14 protein-coding genes and 1 pseudogene are annotated in these 12,689 nt (G+C 70.2%); 10 read left to right on the forward strand and 5 right to left on the reverse strand.

The features are described 5' to 3' along the window. Position 1: 1 nt before the first annotated feature. The 5 genes and pseudogenes from ACZ4EG_RS16475 to ACZ4EG_RS16495 all read left to right on the forward strand — a co-directional run. Positions 2-195 (forward strand): annotated as a pseudogene (locus tag ACZ4EG_RS16475) (aldehyde dehydrogenase (NADP(+))); the annotation flags it as partial. A gap of 57 nt (positions 196-252) precedes the next feature. Further along, positions 253-861, forward strand: coding sequence for a DUF1349 domain-containing protein (locus tag ACZ4EG_RS16480; RefSeq protein WP_363297319.1), 609 nt, complete (start codon positions 253-255; stop codon positions 859-861). 43 nt (positions 862-904) lie between these two features. Continuing rightward, the gene (locus ACZ4EG_RS16485) at positions 905-1,411 is read left to right on the forward strand and encodes a GNAT family N-acetyltransferase (RefSeq protein ID WP_467791076.1); all 507 of its coding nucleotides are present in this window, start codon (positions 905-907) and stop codon (positions 1,409-1,411) included. Between the two features lie 75 nt (positions 1,412-1,486). After that, the gene (locus ACZ4EG_RS16490; protein ID WP_453548479.1) at positions 1,487-2,203 is read left to right on the forward strand and encodes a DsbA family oxidoreductase; all 717 of its coding nucleotides are present in this window, start codon (positions 1,487-1,489) and stop codon (positions 2,201-2,203) included. Between the two features lie 96 nt (positions 2,204-2,299). Further along, positions 2,300-3,361, forward strand: coding sequence for an aminotransferase class V-fold PLP-dependent enzyme (locus tag ACZ4EG_RS16495; RefSeq protein ID WP_453548481.1), 1,062 nt, complete (start codon positions 2,300-2,302; stop codon positions 3,359-3,361). 35 nt (positions 3,362-3,396) lie between these two features. Here ACZ4EG_RS16495 and thpD read toward each other — a convergent pair whose 3' ends face one another. The 5 genes from thpD to ACZ4EG_RS16520 form a co-directional block, all read right to left on the reverse strand. Beyond that, a complete protein-coding gene (gene thpD / locus ACZ4EG_RS16500) occupies positions 3,397-4,281 on the reverse strand; it encodes an ectoine hydroxylase (RefSeq protein ID WP_467791077.1) in 885 nt (294 codons plus the stop codon). A 5-nt stretch (positions 4,282-4,286) separates the two neighbouring features. Beyond that, positions 4,287-4,691 (reverse strand): ectoine synthase, encoded by a 405-nt coding sequence (locus tag ACZ4EG_RS16505; RefSeq protein ID WP_453548487.1) that lies wholly within the window; start codon positions 4,689-4,691, stop codon positions 4,287-4,289. 20 nt (positions 4,692-4,711) lie between these two features. Beyond that, positions 4,712-5,983, reverse strand: a complete 1,272-nt coding sequence (ectB, locus tag ACZ4EG_RS16510; RefSeq protein ID WP_467791078.1) for a diaminobutyrate--2-oxoglutarate transaminase — start codon at positions 5,981-5,983, stop codon at positions 4,712-4,714. 13 nt (positions 5,984-5,996) lie between these two features. Then, complete coding sequence (ectA, locus tag ACZ4EG_RS16515; RefSeq protein ID WP_453548489.1) at positions 5,997-6,515, reverse strand: diaminobutyrate acetyltransferase; 519 nt, start codon at positions 6,513-6,515, stop codon at positions 5,997-5,999. A 240-nt stretch (positions 6,516-6,755) separates the two neighbouring features. Then, positions 6,756-7,733: a pyridoxal-phosphate-dependent aminotransferase family protein gene (locus ACZ4EG_RS16520; protein WP_453548492.1), complete on the reverse strand. Its 978-nt coding sequence runs from the start codon at positions 7,731-7,733 to the stop codon at positions 6,756-6,758. A 225-nt stretch (positions 7,734-7,958) separates the two neighbouring features. On the opposite strand from ACZ4EG_RS16520, the gene ACZ4EG_RS16525 reads away from it, so the two are divergent. The 5 genes from ACZ4EG_RS16525 (at position 7,959) to ACZ4EG_RS16545 (ending at position 12,621) form a co-directional block, all read left to right on the forward strand. Continuing rightward, on the forward strand, positions 7,959-8,813 hold the full coding sequence (locus ACZ4EG_RS16525; protein WP_453548494.1) for a transporter substrate-binding domain-containing protein: 855 nt from the start codon (positions 7,959-7,961) through the stop codon (positions 8,811-8,813). A 3-nt stretch (positions 8,814-8,816) separates the two neighbouring features. After that, on the forward strand, positions 8,817-9,650 hold the full coding sequence (locus tag ACZ4EG_RS16530; protein WP_453548496.1) for an amino acid ABC transporter permease: 834 nt from the start codon (positions 8,817-8,819) through the stop codon (positions 9,648-9,650). Further along, the gene (locus tag ACZ4EG_RS16535; protein ID WP_390730987.1) at positions 9,647-10,450 is read left to right on the forward strand and encodes an amino acid ABC transporter ATP-binding protein; all 804 of its coding nucleotides are present in this window, start codon (positions 9,647-9,649) and stop codon (positions 10,448-10,450) included. Before ACZ4EG_RS16530 ends, ACZ4EG_RS16535 begins: the two co-directional genes overlap by 4 nt. A gap of 19 nt (positions 10,451-10,469) precedes the next feature. Next, the gene (locus ACZ4EG_RS16540; protein ID WP_467791079.1) at positions 10,470-11,561 is read left to right on the forward strand and encodes an amidohydrolase family protein; all 1,092 of its coding nucleotides are present in this window, start codon (positions 10,470-10,472) and stop codon (positions 11,559-11,561) included. A 151-nt stretch (positions 11,562-11,712) separates the two neighbouring features. Further along, positions 11,713-12,621: an SCO1860 family LAETG-anchored protein gene (locus tag ACZ4EG_RS16545; protein WP_453548501.1), complete on the forward strand. Its 909-nt coding sequence runs from the start codon at positions 11,713-11,715 to the stop codon at positions 12,619-12,621. The last annotated feature ends 68 nt before the right edge of the window (positions 12,622-12,689 follow it).

A 12,689-nucleotide genomic window follows, 5' to 3' on the forward strand; every position in this document is an offset into this window, starting at 1 on the left:
CGAGGGGTCGGCGCGCGAGGGTTGCGGCGCCGAGATTCTGGCGGCGTTGGCGCGGCCGGCGGGGCGGGCTCTGGTGAACGGCTGGCCGACGGGGGTGGCGGTGGCGCCGGCCCAGCACCACGGGGTCCGTGCCCGGCGGCGACGTCCACCTCGACCTCGAAATCCGTCGGCCCCGGCACTTCGGCGGCCATCTGGAACGCTGAACCCGTACATGGGCCGGTGACGGAGATCGGAAGCTGAGAGACTCTGGCCATGGACCTGGAACTTCCCGAACTTCCTTTTCTTCTCCGTACTTACGGCCCCGACGGGCACTGGTCCTATGAGGACGGCATCCTCAGCGGCTGGGCAGGGCCCCGGCAGGACCGGTTCGTGCCGCCCACCGACGAGGGGCTGGACCCCGCCTCCGACGCGCCCCGGCTGCTCGGGGCGCCGGAGGGGGAGTTCCAGCTGATCGCCCGGGTCACCGTCGGGTTCGGCGCCGCGTTCGACGCGGGTGTGCTCTACGTCCACGTGGGCGACCGGGCCTGGGCCAAGCTCTGCCTGGAGTACTCCCCGGACGTGCCCACCGTCTGCACGGTGGTCACCCGGGGGCACTCCGACGACGCCAACGCCTTCTCCGTGGACGGCAGTTCGGTCTGGCTGCGGATCAGCCGCACGGGCCGTGCCTTCGCCTTCCACGCCTCCCGCGACGGCGTGCGCTGGACCTTCGTCCGGCTCTTCACGCTGGGCGGGGAGAAGGAGACGGACGCGGCGCTGGTCGGCTTCATGACCCAGTCGCCGCTGGGGGAGGGGTGCGTGGTGACGTACGACCACATCGAGTTCAGGCCCGGCTGGCCGGACGACCTGCGCGACGGAAGCTGAGCCCCGGCGGAACCGGACCACTTCCGGACACGTCTTCCGCTGCATGATCAGAGAGCATCGGACCGTCGAATCCCTGGTGATCAGGACAGCCGTGCGCGCCGAGGCCCAGGTCATCGCCGACCTGCATTTCCGGGCCCGCTCGACCTACTACCCGGACGGCGTCCCGCAGTCCGACACGGACTGGAGTGCCGCCTGGCAGAACTCCATCGAGCGCCCGGACGGCCATGTGCTGTGTGCCGTCGCGCACGGCGCCATCGTCGGCATCGCCTCCTTCCGCACTCCGGAGGGCGCCCCCGCGGAGACGGTCAAGCTGTTCCAGTTCCACATCGACCCCGACCACTGGCGCTCCGGCCTCGGCACGGCCCTGCACCGGGCGTGCGTGGAGGAGTGGCGCGCCGACGGCAAGCGGACCGCCGTGCTCGACGTGCACGTGGACAACGCCCGCGCCCAGGCCTTCTACGCCCGCCAGGGCTGGGTCCCGGACCCGGACAACCCGCCCGCCGTGGGGGATCACCACCTCTTCCTGCGGTTCTCCGTGCCCGAGGAATGAACCTCTCTGCTTGAACGTTCATGTACTGGGCGGAGAGAGCCTCCGCGCCCGTACGACCTGGAGAGAGCCGAAGACATGCGCGTCGAGATCTGGAGCGACATCGCCTGCCCCTGGTGCTACGTGGGCAAGGCCCGCTTCGAGAAGGCGCTGGCGGCCTTCCCGCACCGCGACGAGGTCGAGGTGGTGCACCGGTCCTTCGAGCTGGACCCGGGCCGCGCCAAGGGTGACGTCCAGCCGGTGCTGAGGATGCTCGCCAAGAAGTACGGCATGAGCGAGGCGCAGGCCCAGGCCGGCGAGGACAACCTGGGCGCGCAGGCCGCCGCCGAGGGTCTGGACTACCGCACCCGGGACCGCGACCACGGCAACACCTTCGACATGCACCGCCTGCTGCACTTCGCCAAGGAGCAGGGAAAACAGGACGAGCTGATCCAGATCCTGTACCGGGCGAACTTCGCCGAGGAGCGCTCCGTCTTCAGCGAGGGCGACGAGCGGCTCGTGGCGCTCGCCGCCGAGGCGGGCCTGGACGCCGACGCCGCCCGCACGGTGCTCGCCGACCCGGCCGCGTACGCCGACGAGGTCCGCGCCGACGAGCGCGAGGCCGCCCAACTCGGTGCGAACGGGGTGCCGTTCTTCGTCCTCGACCGGAAGTACGGGGTCTCGGGGGCCCAGCCCGCCGAGGTGTTCACGCAGGCGCTCAGCCAGGCGTGGGGTGCGCGTTCTCCGCTGAAGCTCATCGACGAGGGCGGTGCCGAGGCCTGCGGGCCGGACGGGTGCGCGGTGCCGCAGCACTGAAAACCGCAGGTCGGCGCGGACGTATAAGCGTTCCTAAGTGGATCCACGTATAGATTCGCAATGGACTTATGAATTCAGCGGCCGCAGAGTGGATCCATGGAGACCACGGAGACGTTCGAGAGCCTCGTCCGCGCCGAGTTCGCCCCGAAGAGCACCTACCTCAACACCGCGAGCAACAGCCTGCTGCCGGCCCGTACCGTCGCCGCCCTGCACGAGGCGGCGCTGCTGCGGGCCGAGGGCCGCCCGCTGACCCCGCTGTTCGAGGACGTGGAGGCCTGCCGGGCCGCCTACGCCCGGCTCGCCGGAGTCCCGATGACCCGGGTCGCGGTGGGCGCCTCGGTCGCCGCGCACAGCGGGGTGATCGCCGCCTCGCTGCCCGCCGGCGCCGAAGTCCTCACCGCCGAGGACGACTTCACCTCCGTGCTGAACCCGTTCCACGTCCGCGGCGACCTCAAGGTCCGCACGGTGCCACTGGAGCGCATCGCGGAGTCCGTCCGCCCGGGCACCGCGCTGGTCGCGGTCAGCGCAGCCCAGTCGGCCGACGGACGCATCGCCGACCTGCCCGCCCTGCGCGAGGCCGCCCGCGAGCACGGGGCGCGCACCTACGTCGACCACTCCCAGGCCGCCGGCTGGCTCCCGATGGACGCGGACGCCCACGACTTCACCGCCGCCGTCTCCTTCAAGTGGCTGCTCGGCCCGCACGGCACGGCCTTCCTCGTGGTCCCCGAGGACTTCGGCGGGCTGAGCCCGGTGCTCGCGGGCTGGGTCGCGGGCGAGAACCCGTGGGACAGCTGCTACGGCCCGGTCGCCGAACTCGCCCACTCCGCCCGGCGCTTCGACCTCAGCCACGCCCTGTTCACCTTCGCGGGTCTGCGCCGCTCGCTCGACCTGATCGAGGAACTCGGCGTGGCCGCCGTCCACGCCCACGACGTGGCCCTCGCCGACCGGTTCCGGGCCGGACTCGCGACCCTCGGCCACGCGCCCGTGCCCGCCCCCGGCTCGGCGATCGTCTCGGTTCCCGCGCTCGGGGAGCGCCAGCCGGAGCTGAGCCGCGCCGGCATCGAGCTCTCCAACCGCGCGGGCAACCTGCGCGCCTCCTTCCACCTGTACAACACGCCTGCCGACGTCGACCGCCTGCTGGACGTCCTGTCGGGCTGACCCTCGTCGGCCTTGCTGTAGCCGGATGCGGCAGCTCAGCGCACCGGGGTGAAGTCCCGCGCCCCGATGAACTCCGGCCGTCGTACCGGAGCCGCGAACGGCTCGACCGCCGCGTTCTCCACGCTGTTGAACACGATGAAGACGTTGCTGCGCGGGAACGGCGTGATGTTGTCGCCGGACCCGTGCATGCAGTTGCAGTCGAACCAGGTCGCGGAGCCGGCCCGGCCGGTGAAGAGCCGGATGCCGTACTCGCCCGCCATGGCGGTCAGCGCCTCGTCGGACGGCGTGCCCGCGTCCTGCATCTGCAGCGACTTCTTGTAGTTGTCCTCGGGCGTGGCTCCCGCGCACCCGAGGAACGTCCGGTGCGAGCCCGGCATGATCATGAGCCCGCCGTTGGTGTCGAGGTTCTCGGTCAGCGCGATCGACACGGACACCGTCCGCATGTTCGGCAGCCCGTCCTCGGCGTGCCAGGTCTCGAAGTCCGAGTGCCAGTAGAACCCGCTGGCCCCGAACCCGGGCTTGACGTTGATCCGGGACTGGTGGACGTACACGTCCGAGCCCAGGATCTGCCGGGCCCGCCCGACGACCCGCTCGTCCCGGACGAGCGAGGCGAACACCTCACTGATCCGGTGCACCTCGAAGACGGAGCGGATCTCCTTCGACTTCGGTTCGACGATGGAGCGTTCGTCGGCGCGGATCGCCGGGTCGTCGACGAGCCGCTCCAGCTCCCGCCGGTAGACGGCGACCTCGTCATCGGTGATCAGCTGGTCGATCGGGAGGAAGCCGTCGCGCTCGTACGCCTGCAGGTCGGCGCTCGCGATCGGGCCGGGGGTGTCGGGGGCGCCCCAGACGACCGGGTCCTGGCGCGGAACGGACACCTCGGTGGCGCCGCGGCTGGGATAGAGATCGGTGACGGTCATGCTCCTCACACCTCCTCGGGTTCGGTGAGCAGGGGGTAGACGCCGTTCTCGTCGTGGTCCTCCCGTCCCGTCACGGGCGGGTTGAACACGCAGATGCAGCGGAAGTCCTCCTGGACGCGGAGCGTGTGCCGCTCGTGCCCGTCGAGGAGGTACATGGTCCCGGGAGTGAGGGAGTACGTCCTCCCGGTCTCGTGGTCGGTGAGCTCGGCCGCGCCCTCGACACACACGACGGCCTCGATGTGGTTCGCGTACCACATCGACGTCTCCGTCCCCGCGTACAGAACGGTCTCGTGGAGGGAGAAGCCGACCCGCTCCTTGGCGAGGACGATGCGCTTGCTCTCCCAGGTGCCGGACGCCGACCTCACATGCCGGTCGGTGCCTTCGATGTCCTTGAACGAACGGACGATCACGGTGGTGCACAGCCTCCTTGCTAGATGGTTTCGCGAACGGCCCGGGCGAGGACGCTCAGTCCCTCGTCCAGCTCCTCGGGGGTGACGGTGAGGGCCGGCAGCAGCTTGACGACCTCGCCCTCCGGGCCGGACGTCTCGATGAGCAGCCCGAGTTCGAAGGCGCGCCGCGCGACCCGGTCGGCGCGCGCCTTGTCGTGGAACTCCATGCCCCACACGAGCCCCCGGCCCCGGTACTCCTTCACGTCGGCGAGGTTCTCCTCGGTGATGGAGACGAGCGCCTGTTCGATCTGCTCGCCGCGGGCCCGGGTCTGCTTCTCCATGGCGGACCCGTCGGTCCAGTACGTCTCCAGGGCCGCGGTGGCGGTGACGAACGCGGGGTTGTTGCCGCGGAAGGTGCCGTTGTGCTCGCCCGGCTCCCAGATGTCCAGCTCGGGCCTGAACAGGCAGAGCGACATGGGCAGTCCGTAGCCGCTGATGGACTTCGACACGGTGACGATGTCGGGCACGATCCCGGCCTCCTCGAACGAGAAGAAGGCACCGGTGCGGCCGCATCCCATCTGGATGTCGTCGACGATCAGCAGCATGTCCTGGCGCTCGCACAGCTCGGCCAGGGCGCGCAGCCACTCCGGACGCGCGACGTTGATGCCGCCCTCGCCCTGCACGGTCTCCACGATCACGGCGGCCGGTTTGTTGAGGCCGGACCCCTGGTCCTCCAGGAGCCGCTCGAACCACAGGAAGTCGGGGACCTTGCCGTCGAAGTAGTTGTCGAACGGCATGGGCGTCCCGTGCACCAGCGGTATGCCGGCGCCGGCCCGCTTGAAGGCGTTGCCGGTCACGGCGAGCGAGCCGAGGGACATGCCGTGGAAGGCGTTGGTGAACGACACGATCGCCTCGCGGCCCTTCACCTTCCGGGCCAGCTTCAGTGCGGACTCCACGGCGTTGGTGCCGGTCGGCCCCGGGAACATGACCTTGTACGGCAGGTCGCGCGGCCGCAGCACCAGGTCCTGGAAGGTCTGCAGGAAGGACCGCTTGGCCGTGGTGGACATGTCGAGCCCGTGGGTGACCCCGTCGCGTATCAGGTAGTCGATCAACGCCCGTTTCAGGACGGGGTTGTTGTGGCCGTAGTTGAGCGAGCCCGCTCCGGCGAAGAAGTCGAGGTACCGGTGTCCGTCCTCGTCGTACATCAGGCTGCCCTGCGCACGGTCGAAGACGGTGGGCCAGCCGCGGCAGTAGCTGCGTACCTCGGACTCGAGGGTCTCGAAGACGCTGAGGTCGGGCTGGGTGATGGTCACGGTTGATCGCTCCTCAGTGCGATGTGTGGGGGGTCAACGGCCCGATGCGATAAAGGATTTCGGGCTCGTGGGCGCCGTCGGGGAACAGGCCCGCGTCGAACAGCACCTCGCGGGTGACACGGGCGCCGTGCCGGTCGGCGTACGAGGTGAACAGGCGCTCGGAGGCGGTGTTGCCGGGGGTGATGGTCGTCTCGACGGAGGTGATCGGGCGCTCGGCGCCGATCCGCGCGGTCAGTCCGTCGAGCAGCGCGGCGGCGATGCCGCGCCCCCGGTGGGTCGCGTCGACCGCCACCTGCCAGACGAGCAGGGTGTGGGGGCGCTCCGGCCGTACGTAGCCGGTGACGAATCCGACGGGCTTTCCGTCCGCCCCGCGCGCGACGGCCGATGTGCCGGCGAAGTCGCGGCACCACAGCAGATAGCTGTACGAGGAGTTCAGGTCGAGGGTCCCGGAGTCCTTGGCGATACGCCAGAGGGAACCCCCGTCCGTCACCTCCGGTCGGTCGATGAGCAGGTCTGCTTGTGCGGCAGTCATGCGGCTTGAATTTAGCGAGGCAAATTCAAAAATGCACGGAGTGAGGGTGTGGCCGGGATGACATCGGCTGGCTGAATATAGCGATTTGTACCGCGCGAAACTGGGCAAATGCACTGCCTGTGTGGAGTGTGTCACAGGGTTGAAACCAGGATGAAATTCCCCCTGTTTAGCTCCGCAAAAAGCGGGCAGAAGAACTCGGGAAAGCTATCGATGGAAAAGGATTCAGAAATTGCCCTGAATTCAGACCCCGGCGACTCCGTCGAGGTTCACGTTCAGGCCCTTCTCGGCGAGCGCCTTGCCCAGTGCCGTCAGGGAGTTCCGTACCGTCTCCGGGGTCGCGTCCGCTCCGTAGTGGTTGACCCTGATCATCTCCTTGGCCAGGGCTCCGCCGCCCGCGGCCGGCGGGAGGGTGGGGTCGGACTCCAGGGCCCGGGACACCAGTTCCGACGCCACCGTGCCCGGCGGTACGCGGAGCGTCGTGGCGACCGGTGCGGCGTCCTCGGCCTCGTGGGCGTACGGCTCCAGGCCTCCGCCCAGGGCCACCGCGCCCGCCCGCGTCGCCGCCGCGGCGGACGCATGGCGGGCCATGGCCGCGTCCAGCCCCTCTGTCTCGATCCGCTCGACGCACGCCTCCAGCGCCGGCATCTCCAGCTGGGCGGGGGTGTGCAGCAGCGCCTTGCGGCCGCCGTCGATCCACCGCTCCTTCCAGTCGAGGGGGGAGAGGTAGGAGCGGCGGGGCGCGTGCGGGTTCGCCGCCATCCGCGCCCACGCCCGCTCGCTCGCCGACACCGCCGACACACCCGCCGGCCCGCCCATCGCCTTCTGTGCCCCGATCACACACAGGTCCACGCCCCACGCGTCCGGCAGCACCGGCTCCGCGCCGACCGAGGCGACCGCGTCCAGGCAGAACAGTGCGCCGTGCGCCCGCACCACCTCGCCGATCTCCGCGACCGGGTTGGTGTTGCCGGTCGCCACCTCCGCGTGCACCAGGGACACGAAGTCGATCTCCGGGTGCTCGGCGAGGGCCTCGTGGATCTGTGCGGCGGTGACCGCCGTGTGGAAGGGCACCGCCAGATCGATCACCGTGGCACCGCAGTCCCGCAGCCAGTTCCCGAAGGTCTGGCCGTACGGCCCGGTGATCACGTTCAGTGCGGTCGTGCCCGGTCCCGCAGCCGCAAGGATCGCGCCCTCCAGGGGCGGCAGCGCCTCACCCTGCACGCCGGGGCAGATCGAGGTAGGCGTGGGTCACGGCGGTGCGCTCTTCGCTCACGAGGGGGTGGACGCAGACGAGCGTAACCGGCAGGCCTCACGCCCTCCGGCCGTGGACTTCGCAGGCCGCGCAGCCCCGCTGCCATGGGTTTGGTTTGAGGGACCCAAACATCTCCTTATAATCGGAACTCCCGCAACCGGAATCCAAAGCTCCCCCACAGGAGGTCCCCCCTCGTGAACACGCTCCTCGGGCGCCGGGCCCGCGTCCTGGCCGCAACCACCGCGACGGTCGGGCTCGTGCTCGTGGCCGGCTGCTCGTCGAGCGACAACGGCGGCGGCGCCAAGAAGACGGCCGCCGGCGGGGTCGCGCTCGCCAAGGCCGGTCAGCTCACCACCTGCACCCACCTGCCCTACCCGCCCTTCCAGTCGGAGATCGACGGCAAGGTGCAGGGCTTCGACGTGTCACTGATCGACCTCGTTGCCAAGAACCTCGAGGTGAAGCAGACGATCCTCGACACGCCGTTCGAGAACTTCAAGACCGGCGCGTTCCTGAACTCCGGCCAGTGCGACGTCGCCGCCGCGGGCATGACCATCACGGCCGAGCGCAAGAAGAACGTCGACTTCTCCGACCCGTACTTCGACGCAACCCAGGCCGTCCTCGTCGACAAGAAGAGCGGCGTCACCTCGCTCGCCGACGTCAAGGCCAAGGGCAAGAAGCTCGGCGCCCAGGCGCAGACCACCGGCGAGGACTACGCGAAGAGCAAGGGCTACGACCCGATCTCCTTCGAGTCCTCCGACGCGGTCCTCAACGGCCTGCGCACCGGCCAGGTCCAGGCGGTCGTCATCGACTACCCGGTCGTCCAGGGCTGGCTCAAGGACAAGGCCAACGCGGACGCCTTCAAGGTGGTCGACAACCTCAACACCGGTGAGCAGTACGGCTTCACGGTGAAGAAGGGCAACACCAAGCTCCTCGCCGCCGTCAACAAGGCGCTCGCGGACGCCAAGTCCGACGGCACCTACCAGAAGCTGTACGAGAAGTGGATCGGCCCGTACCCCGCGTCCGCGTCCGCCTCGCCCTCCGCCTCCTGACCCATGGCCTTCACAGACGTACCACTCCAGCCGAAGAAAAAGGGTCTGACCCGGCGCCAGAAGCGCAGCCTGTCGCGTGGCGTCCAGTACACCGTCTTCGTCGCCGCCGTGATCGCCCTCGCGGTCACGGCGGACTGGGGGCGGCTGCAGAACCAGTTCGCCCAGCCGGACATCGCCAAGCAGATGTTCCCCGACGTCATCACGCTGGCGCTGAAGAACACCGTGCTCTACACGGTGTCCGGCTTCGTGCTCGCGATGGCCCTCGGGCTGGTCGTCGCGCTGATGCGGCTGTCGTCCGTGGGCCCGTACCGCTGGGTCGCGAGCGTCTTCATCGAGGTCTTCCGCGGCCTGCCCGCACTGCTGATCTTCGTCTTCATCGGCGTGGCCGTGCCGCTGGCCTTCCCCGGCACGGAGATCCCGGGCGGCACCTACGGCAAGGCCGCCCTCGGGCTCGGTCTGATCGGAGCCGCCTACATGGCGGAGACGTTCCGTGCGGGCATCCAGGCGGTGCCCAAGGGGCAGATGGAGGCGGCCCGTTCACTGGGCTTCTCGCCCGCCCGCGCCATGGTGTCGATCATCATCCCGCAGGCGTTCCGGATCATCCTCCCGCCGCTCACCAACGAGTTCATCATGCTCTTCAAGGACTCCTCCCTGGTCCTGCTGCTCGGTGTGACCCTGGAGGAGCGCGAACTGTCGAAGTTCGGCCGTGACCTGGCCAGCACGACCGCCAACTCCACGCCGATCCTGGTCGCGGGTCTGTGCTATCTGCTCGTCACGATCCCGCTCGGCTTCGTCGCGCGCCGCTTGGAGGCCAATGCCCAGGAGGCGGTCAAGTGAGCAGTCCCGGCACCGCTGAGATCCAGGTCCGCGACCTGCACAAGTCCTTCGGCGACAACCAGGTGCTCAAGGGCATCGACCTGGAGATCGCCCAGGGCGAGGTCGTCTGCGTCATCGGCCCGTCCGGCTCCGGCAAGTCGACGCTCCTGCGGTGCGTCAACCTGCTGGAGGAACCCACCAAGGGCCAGGTCTTCGTCGGCGGCACCGAGGTCACCGACCCGGACGTCGACATCGACGCCGTACGCCGCCGTATCGGCATGGTGTTCCAGCAGTTCAACCTGTTCCCGCATCTGTCGGTGACCGAGAACCTCACCCTGCCGCAGCGCAGGGTGCTCCGGCGGGACAGGGCGACGGCCGCGCGGATCGCCGCCGAGAACCTGGCGCGGGTCGGCCTGTCCGAGAAGGCGGAGGCCTATCCGTCCTCCCTCTCCGGCGGCCAGCAGCAGCGCGTCGCCATCGCCCGCTCGCTGGCGATGGGACCCGAGGTCATGCTGTTCGACGAGCCGACCTCGGCGCTCGACCCCGAGCTGGTGGGCGACGTCCTCGCGGTCATGCGGATGCTCGCCGACGAGGGCATGACGATGATGGTCGTCACCCATGAGATGACCTTCGCCCGTGAGGTCGCCGACCGGGTCGTCTTCATGGACGGCGGTGTGATCGTCGAGGACGGCACCCCCGCCCAGGTCATCGGCAACCCGCAGCACGAGCGCACCCGTCACTTCCTCTCCCGCCTCCTCGACCCCGCGATGGCCGAGGTGGAGGAGGAGACCCCGGACCAGGTGGGGAAGTCCGAGGGGTAGCTGTCCTAAGGTGCGGTACATGAGCGATCACGCGGTACTGCACGTGAAGGGGCGGATCCTCGTCGGCCCCGACGAGGTCCGTGACGAGCTGTGGGTCGTCGGAGGGCGGATCTCCTACGACCGTCCGGCCGGCGCCCAGGACATCCGGACCGTCGAGGGCTGGGCGCTGCCCGGCCTCGTCGACGCGCACTGCCACGTGGGCCTGGGCGCACACGGCCCGGTCGACGCGGACGTCGCGGAGAAGCAGGCGCTGACCGACCGGGAGGCGGGCACCCTGCTGATCCGCGACGCGGGCTCGCCCTCCGACACCCGCTGGGTCGACGACCGTGAGGACCTCCCGAAGATCATCCGGGCCGGCCGGCACATCGCCCGCACCCGCCGCTACATAAGGAACTTCGCGCACGAGATCGAGCCGGACGAACTGGTCGCGTACGTCGCCCAGGAGGCCCGGCGCGGCGACGGCTGGGTGAAGCTGGTCGGCGACTGGATCGACCGCGACCTCGGCGATCTGTCGGCCTGCTGGCCCCGCGAGGCGGTGGAGGCGGCCATCGCCGAGGCCCACCGGCTCGGCGCCCGGGTCACCGCGCACTGCTTCGCCGAGAGTTCCCTGCGGGACCTGGTCGAGGCGGGCATCGACTGTATCGAACACGCCACGGGCCTGACGGAGGACCTGATCCCGCTGTTCGCCGAGCGCGGTGTCGCGATCGTCCCGACCCTCGTCAACATCGCCACCTTCCCCCAGCTCGCCGCCGGCGGCGAGTCCCGGTACCCGAGCTGGTCGGCCCATATGCGGCGGCTGCACGAGCGGCGCTACGACACGGTGCGCGGCGCGTACGACGCCGGGATCCCGGTCTACGTCGGCACGGACGCCGGCGGCTCACTGGCGCACGGTCTGGTCGCGGGCGAGGTGGCGGAACTGGTCACCGCCGGGATCCCGCCGGTCGAGGCCCTGTCGGCCACGGCCTGGGGCGCCCGGAAGTGGCTCGGGCGGCCCGGTCTTCAGGAGGCGGCTCCGGCGGACCTGGTGGTGTACGAGGCGGATCCACGGGCGGACGTACGGGTGCTGGCGGCGCCGCGACGTGTGGTGCTCAACGGGAGGGTCGTCGAGTAGAGGCGAGCGGGGGAACGCCTGTGCCGTGGGATTCGAATGGGTTCGCGGAAAGTCCACGATGGAGTGAAGTAACGCAGGAGTGCTGACCGTTCACCCACAGTGCGTAATTCTGACCGGGTCCCAAGCATGTCTCGTCTGGGGGTCCCACACCTTGAACGGCAACCACTTCCGCATGCCCGCACGCCGTCTCGCGACCGTCGCGACGGCCACGGCCCTCGCCGCCGGTCCCGCGGCGCTGGCCGATGCGGGCGCCGCGCACGCGACCACCGACCACGGTCGTGCGAGCGCCGTCGTCCTGCGCACCGGGCTCGATGTGTCCCTGCTCAACAAGTCCGTGAACGTCCCGCTCACGCTCTCGCTCAACGAGGTCCGAGCGCCGCGGAGCGCGTCGAAGACCGCGCTCACCGCCGAGCTCGACGGTGTGGCCGGCGGCAAGCCGTTCGCCGTGCTGGGCGCGGACGTCGCCGCGGCCAAGGCCACGCTCTCGGCGAGCCGCGCCGAGGGCTCCGTCCGCCTCGCCCACGCCAAGCTCCATGTCCCCGGCCTGCCCCTGCTGTCCCTCGTCGAGGTCGAGACGGTCACCGCGCAGGCGACCTGCGAGGCCGGCAGACAGCCCGTCGCGTCATCGAACGTGCTGGGCGCGGTCACGGTGCTCGGCAAGCGCGTGACGCTCACCGCTGGCGGCCCGACGAAGGTGAAGGTGCCCGGGGTCGGCGAGGTGCGTCTGGATCTCTCCCAGCGGCAGACCACTTCCCGCACGGCCGCCGCCACCGCCCTCGAACTGAAGGTCTCCGTCAACCCGCTGAAGCTCAACGTGGCCGAGGTGGAAGGAACGTTGACCCTCGCCAGGGCGACCTGCGAGAGCCCCGCCGCCCCGGCGAAGTCCGCCCCGCCGAGCACCGATCCGGCGCCCGACGTCAAACCGCAGGGAGCCCCGGCCGAGGCGGGCCTCGCGGAGACCGGCGGCAGCTCGACCACGCCCTACATCGCCGGCGGGGCACTCGCGCTGGTCGTGGCGGGCGGGGGAGCCCTGGTGCTGGCCCGGCGGCGCCGGGGCTGAGCGCCGCGGCCTGCCCGGCCTGGTCATCGGAGGCCGGACGGGCCGGTCATCGGAAGCCGGACGGGCCG

The organism is Streptomyces sp. NPDC025638, assembly GCF_055558775.1.

What these genes read in the sequence shown, in the direction of transcription:
- ACZ4EG_RS16490 (WP_453548479.1), top strand. Translation starts at nt 1,487, where the DNA reads ATGCGCGTCGAGATCTGGAGCGACATCGCCTGCCCCTGGTGCTACGTG.
- ACZ4EG_RS16530 (WP_453548496.1), top strand. Translation starts at nt 8,817, where the DNA reads ATGGCCTTCACAGACGTACCACTCCAGCCGAAGAAAAAGGGTCTGACC.
- ectA (WP_453548489.1), bottom strand. Translation starts at nt 6,515, where the DNA reads ATGACTGCCGCACAAGCAGACCTGCTCATCGACCGACCGGAGGTGACG.
- thpD (WP_467791077.1), bottom strand. Translation starts at nt 4,281, where the DNA reads ATGACCGTCACCGATCTCTATCCCAGCCGCGGCGCCACCGAGGTGTCC.
- ACZ4EG_RS16485 (WP_467791076.1), top strand. Translation starts at nt 905, where the DNA reads ATGATCAGAGAGCATCGGACCGTCGAATCCCTGGTGATCAGGACAGCC.
- ACZ4EG_RS16480 (WP_363297319.1), top strand. Translation starts at nt 253, where the DNA reads ATGGACCTGGAACTTCCCGAACTTCCTTTTCTTCTCCGTACTTACGGC.
- ACZ4EG_RS16540 (WP_467791079.1), top strand. Translation starts at nt 10,470, where the DNA reads ATGAGCGATCACGCGGTACTGCACGTGAAGGGGCGGATCCTCGTCGGC.
- ACZ4EG_RS16495 (WP_453548481.1), top strand. Translation starts at nt 2,300, where the DNA reads ATGGAGACCACGGAGACGTTCGAGAGCCTCGTCCGCGCCGAGTTCGCC.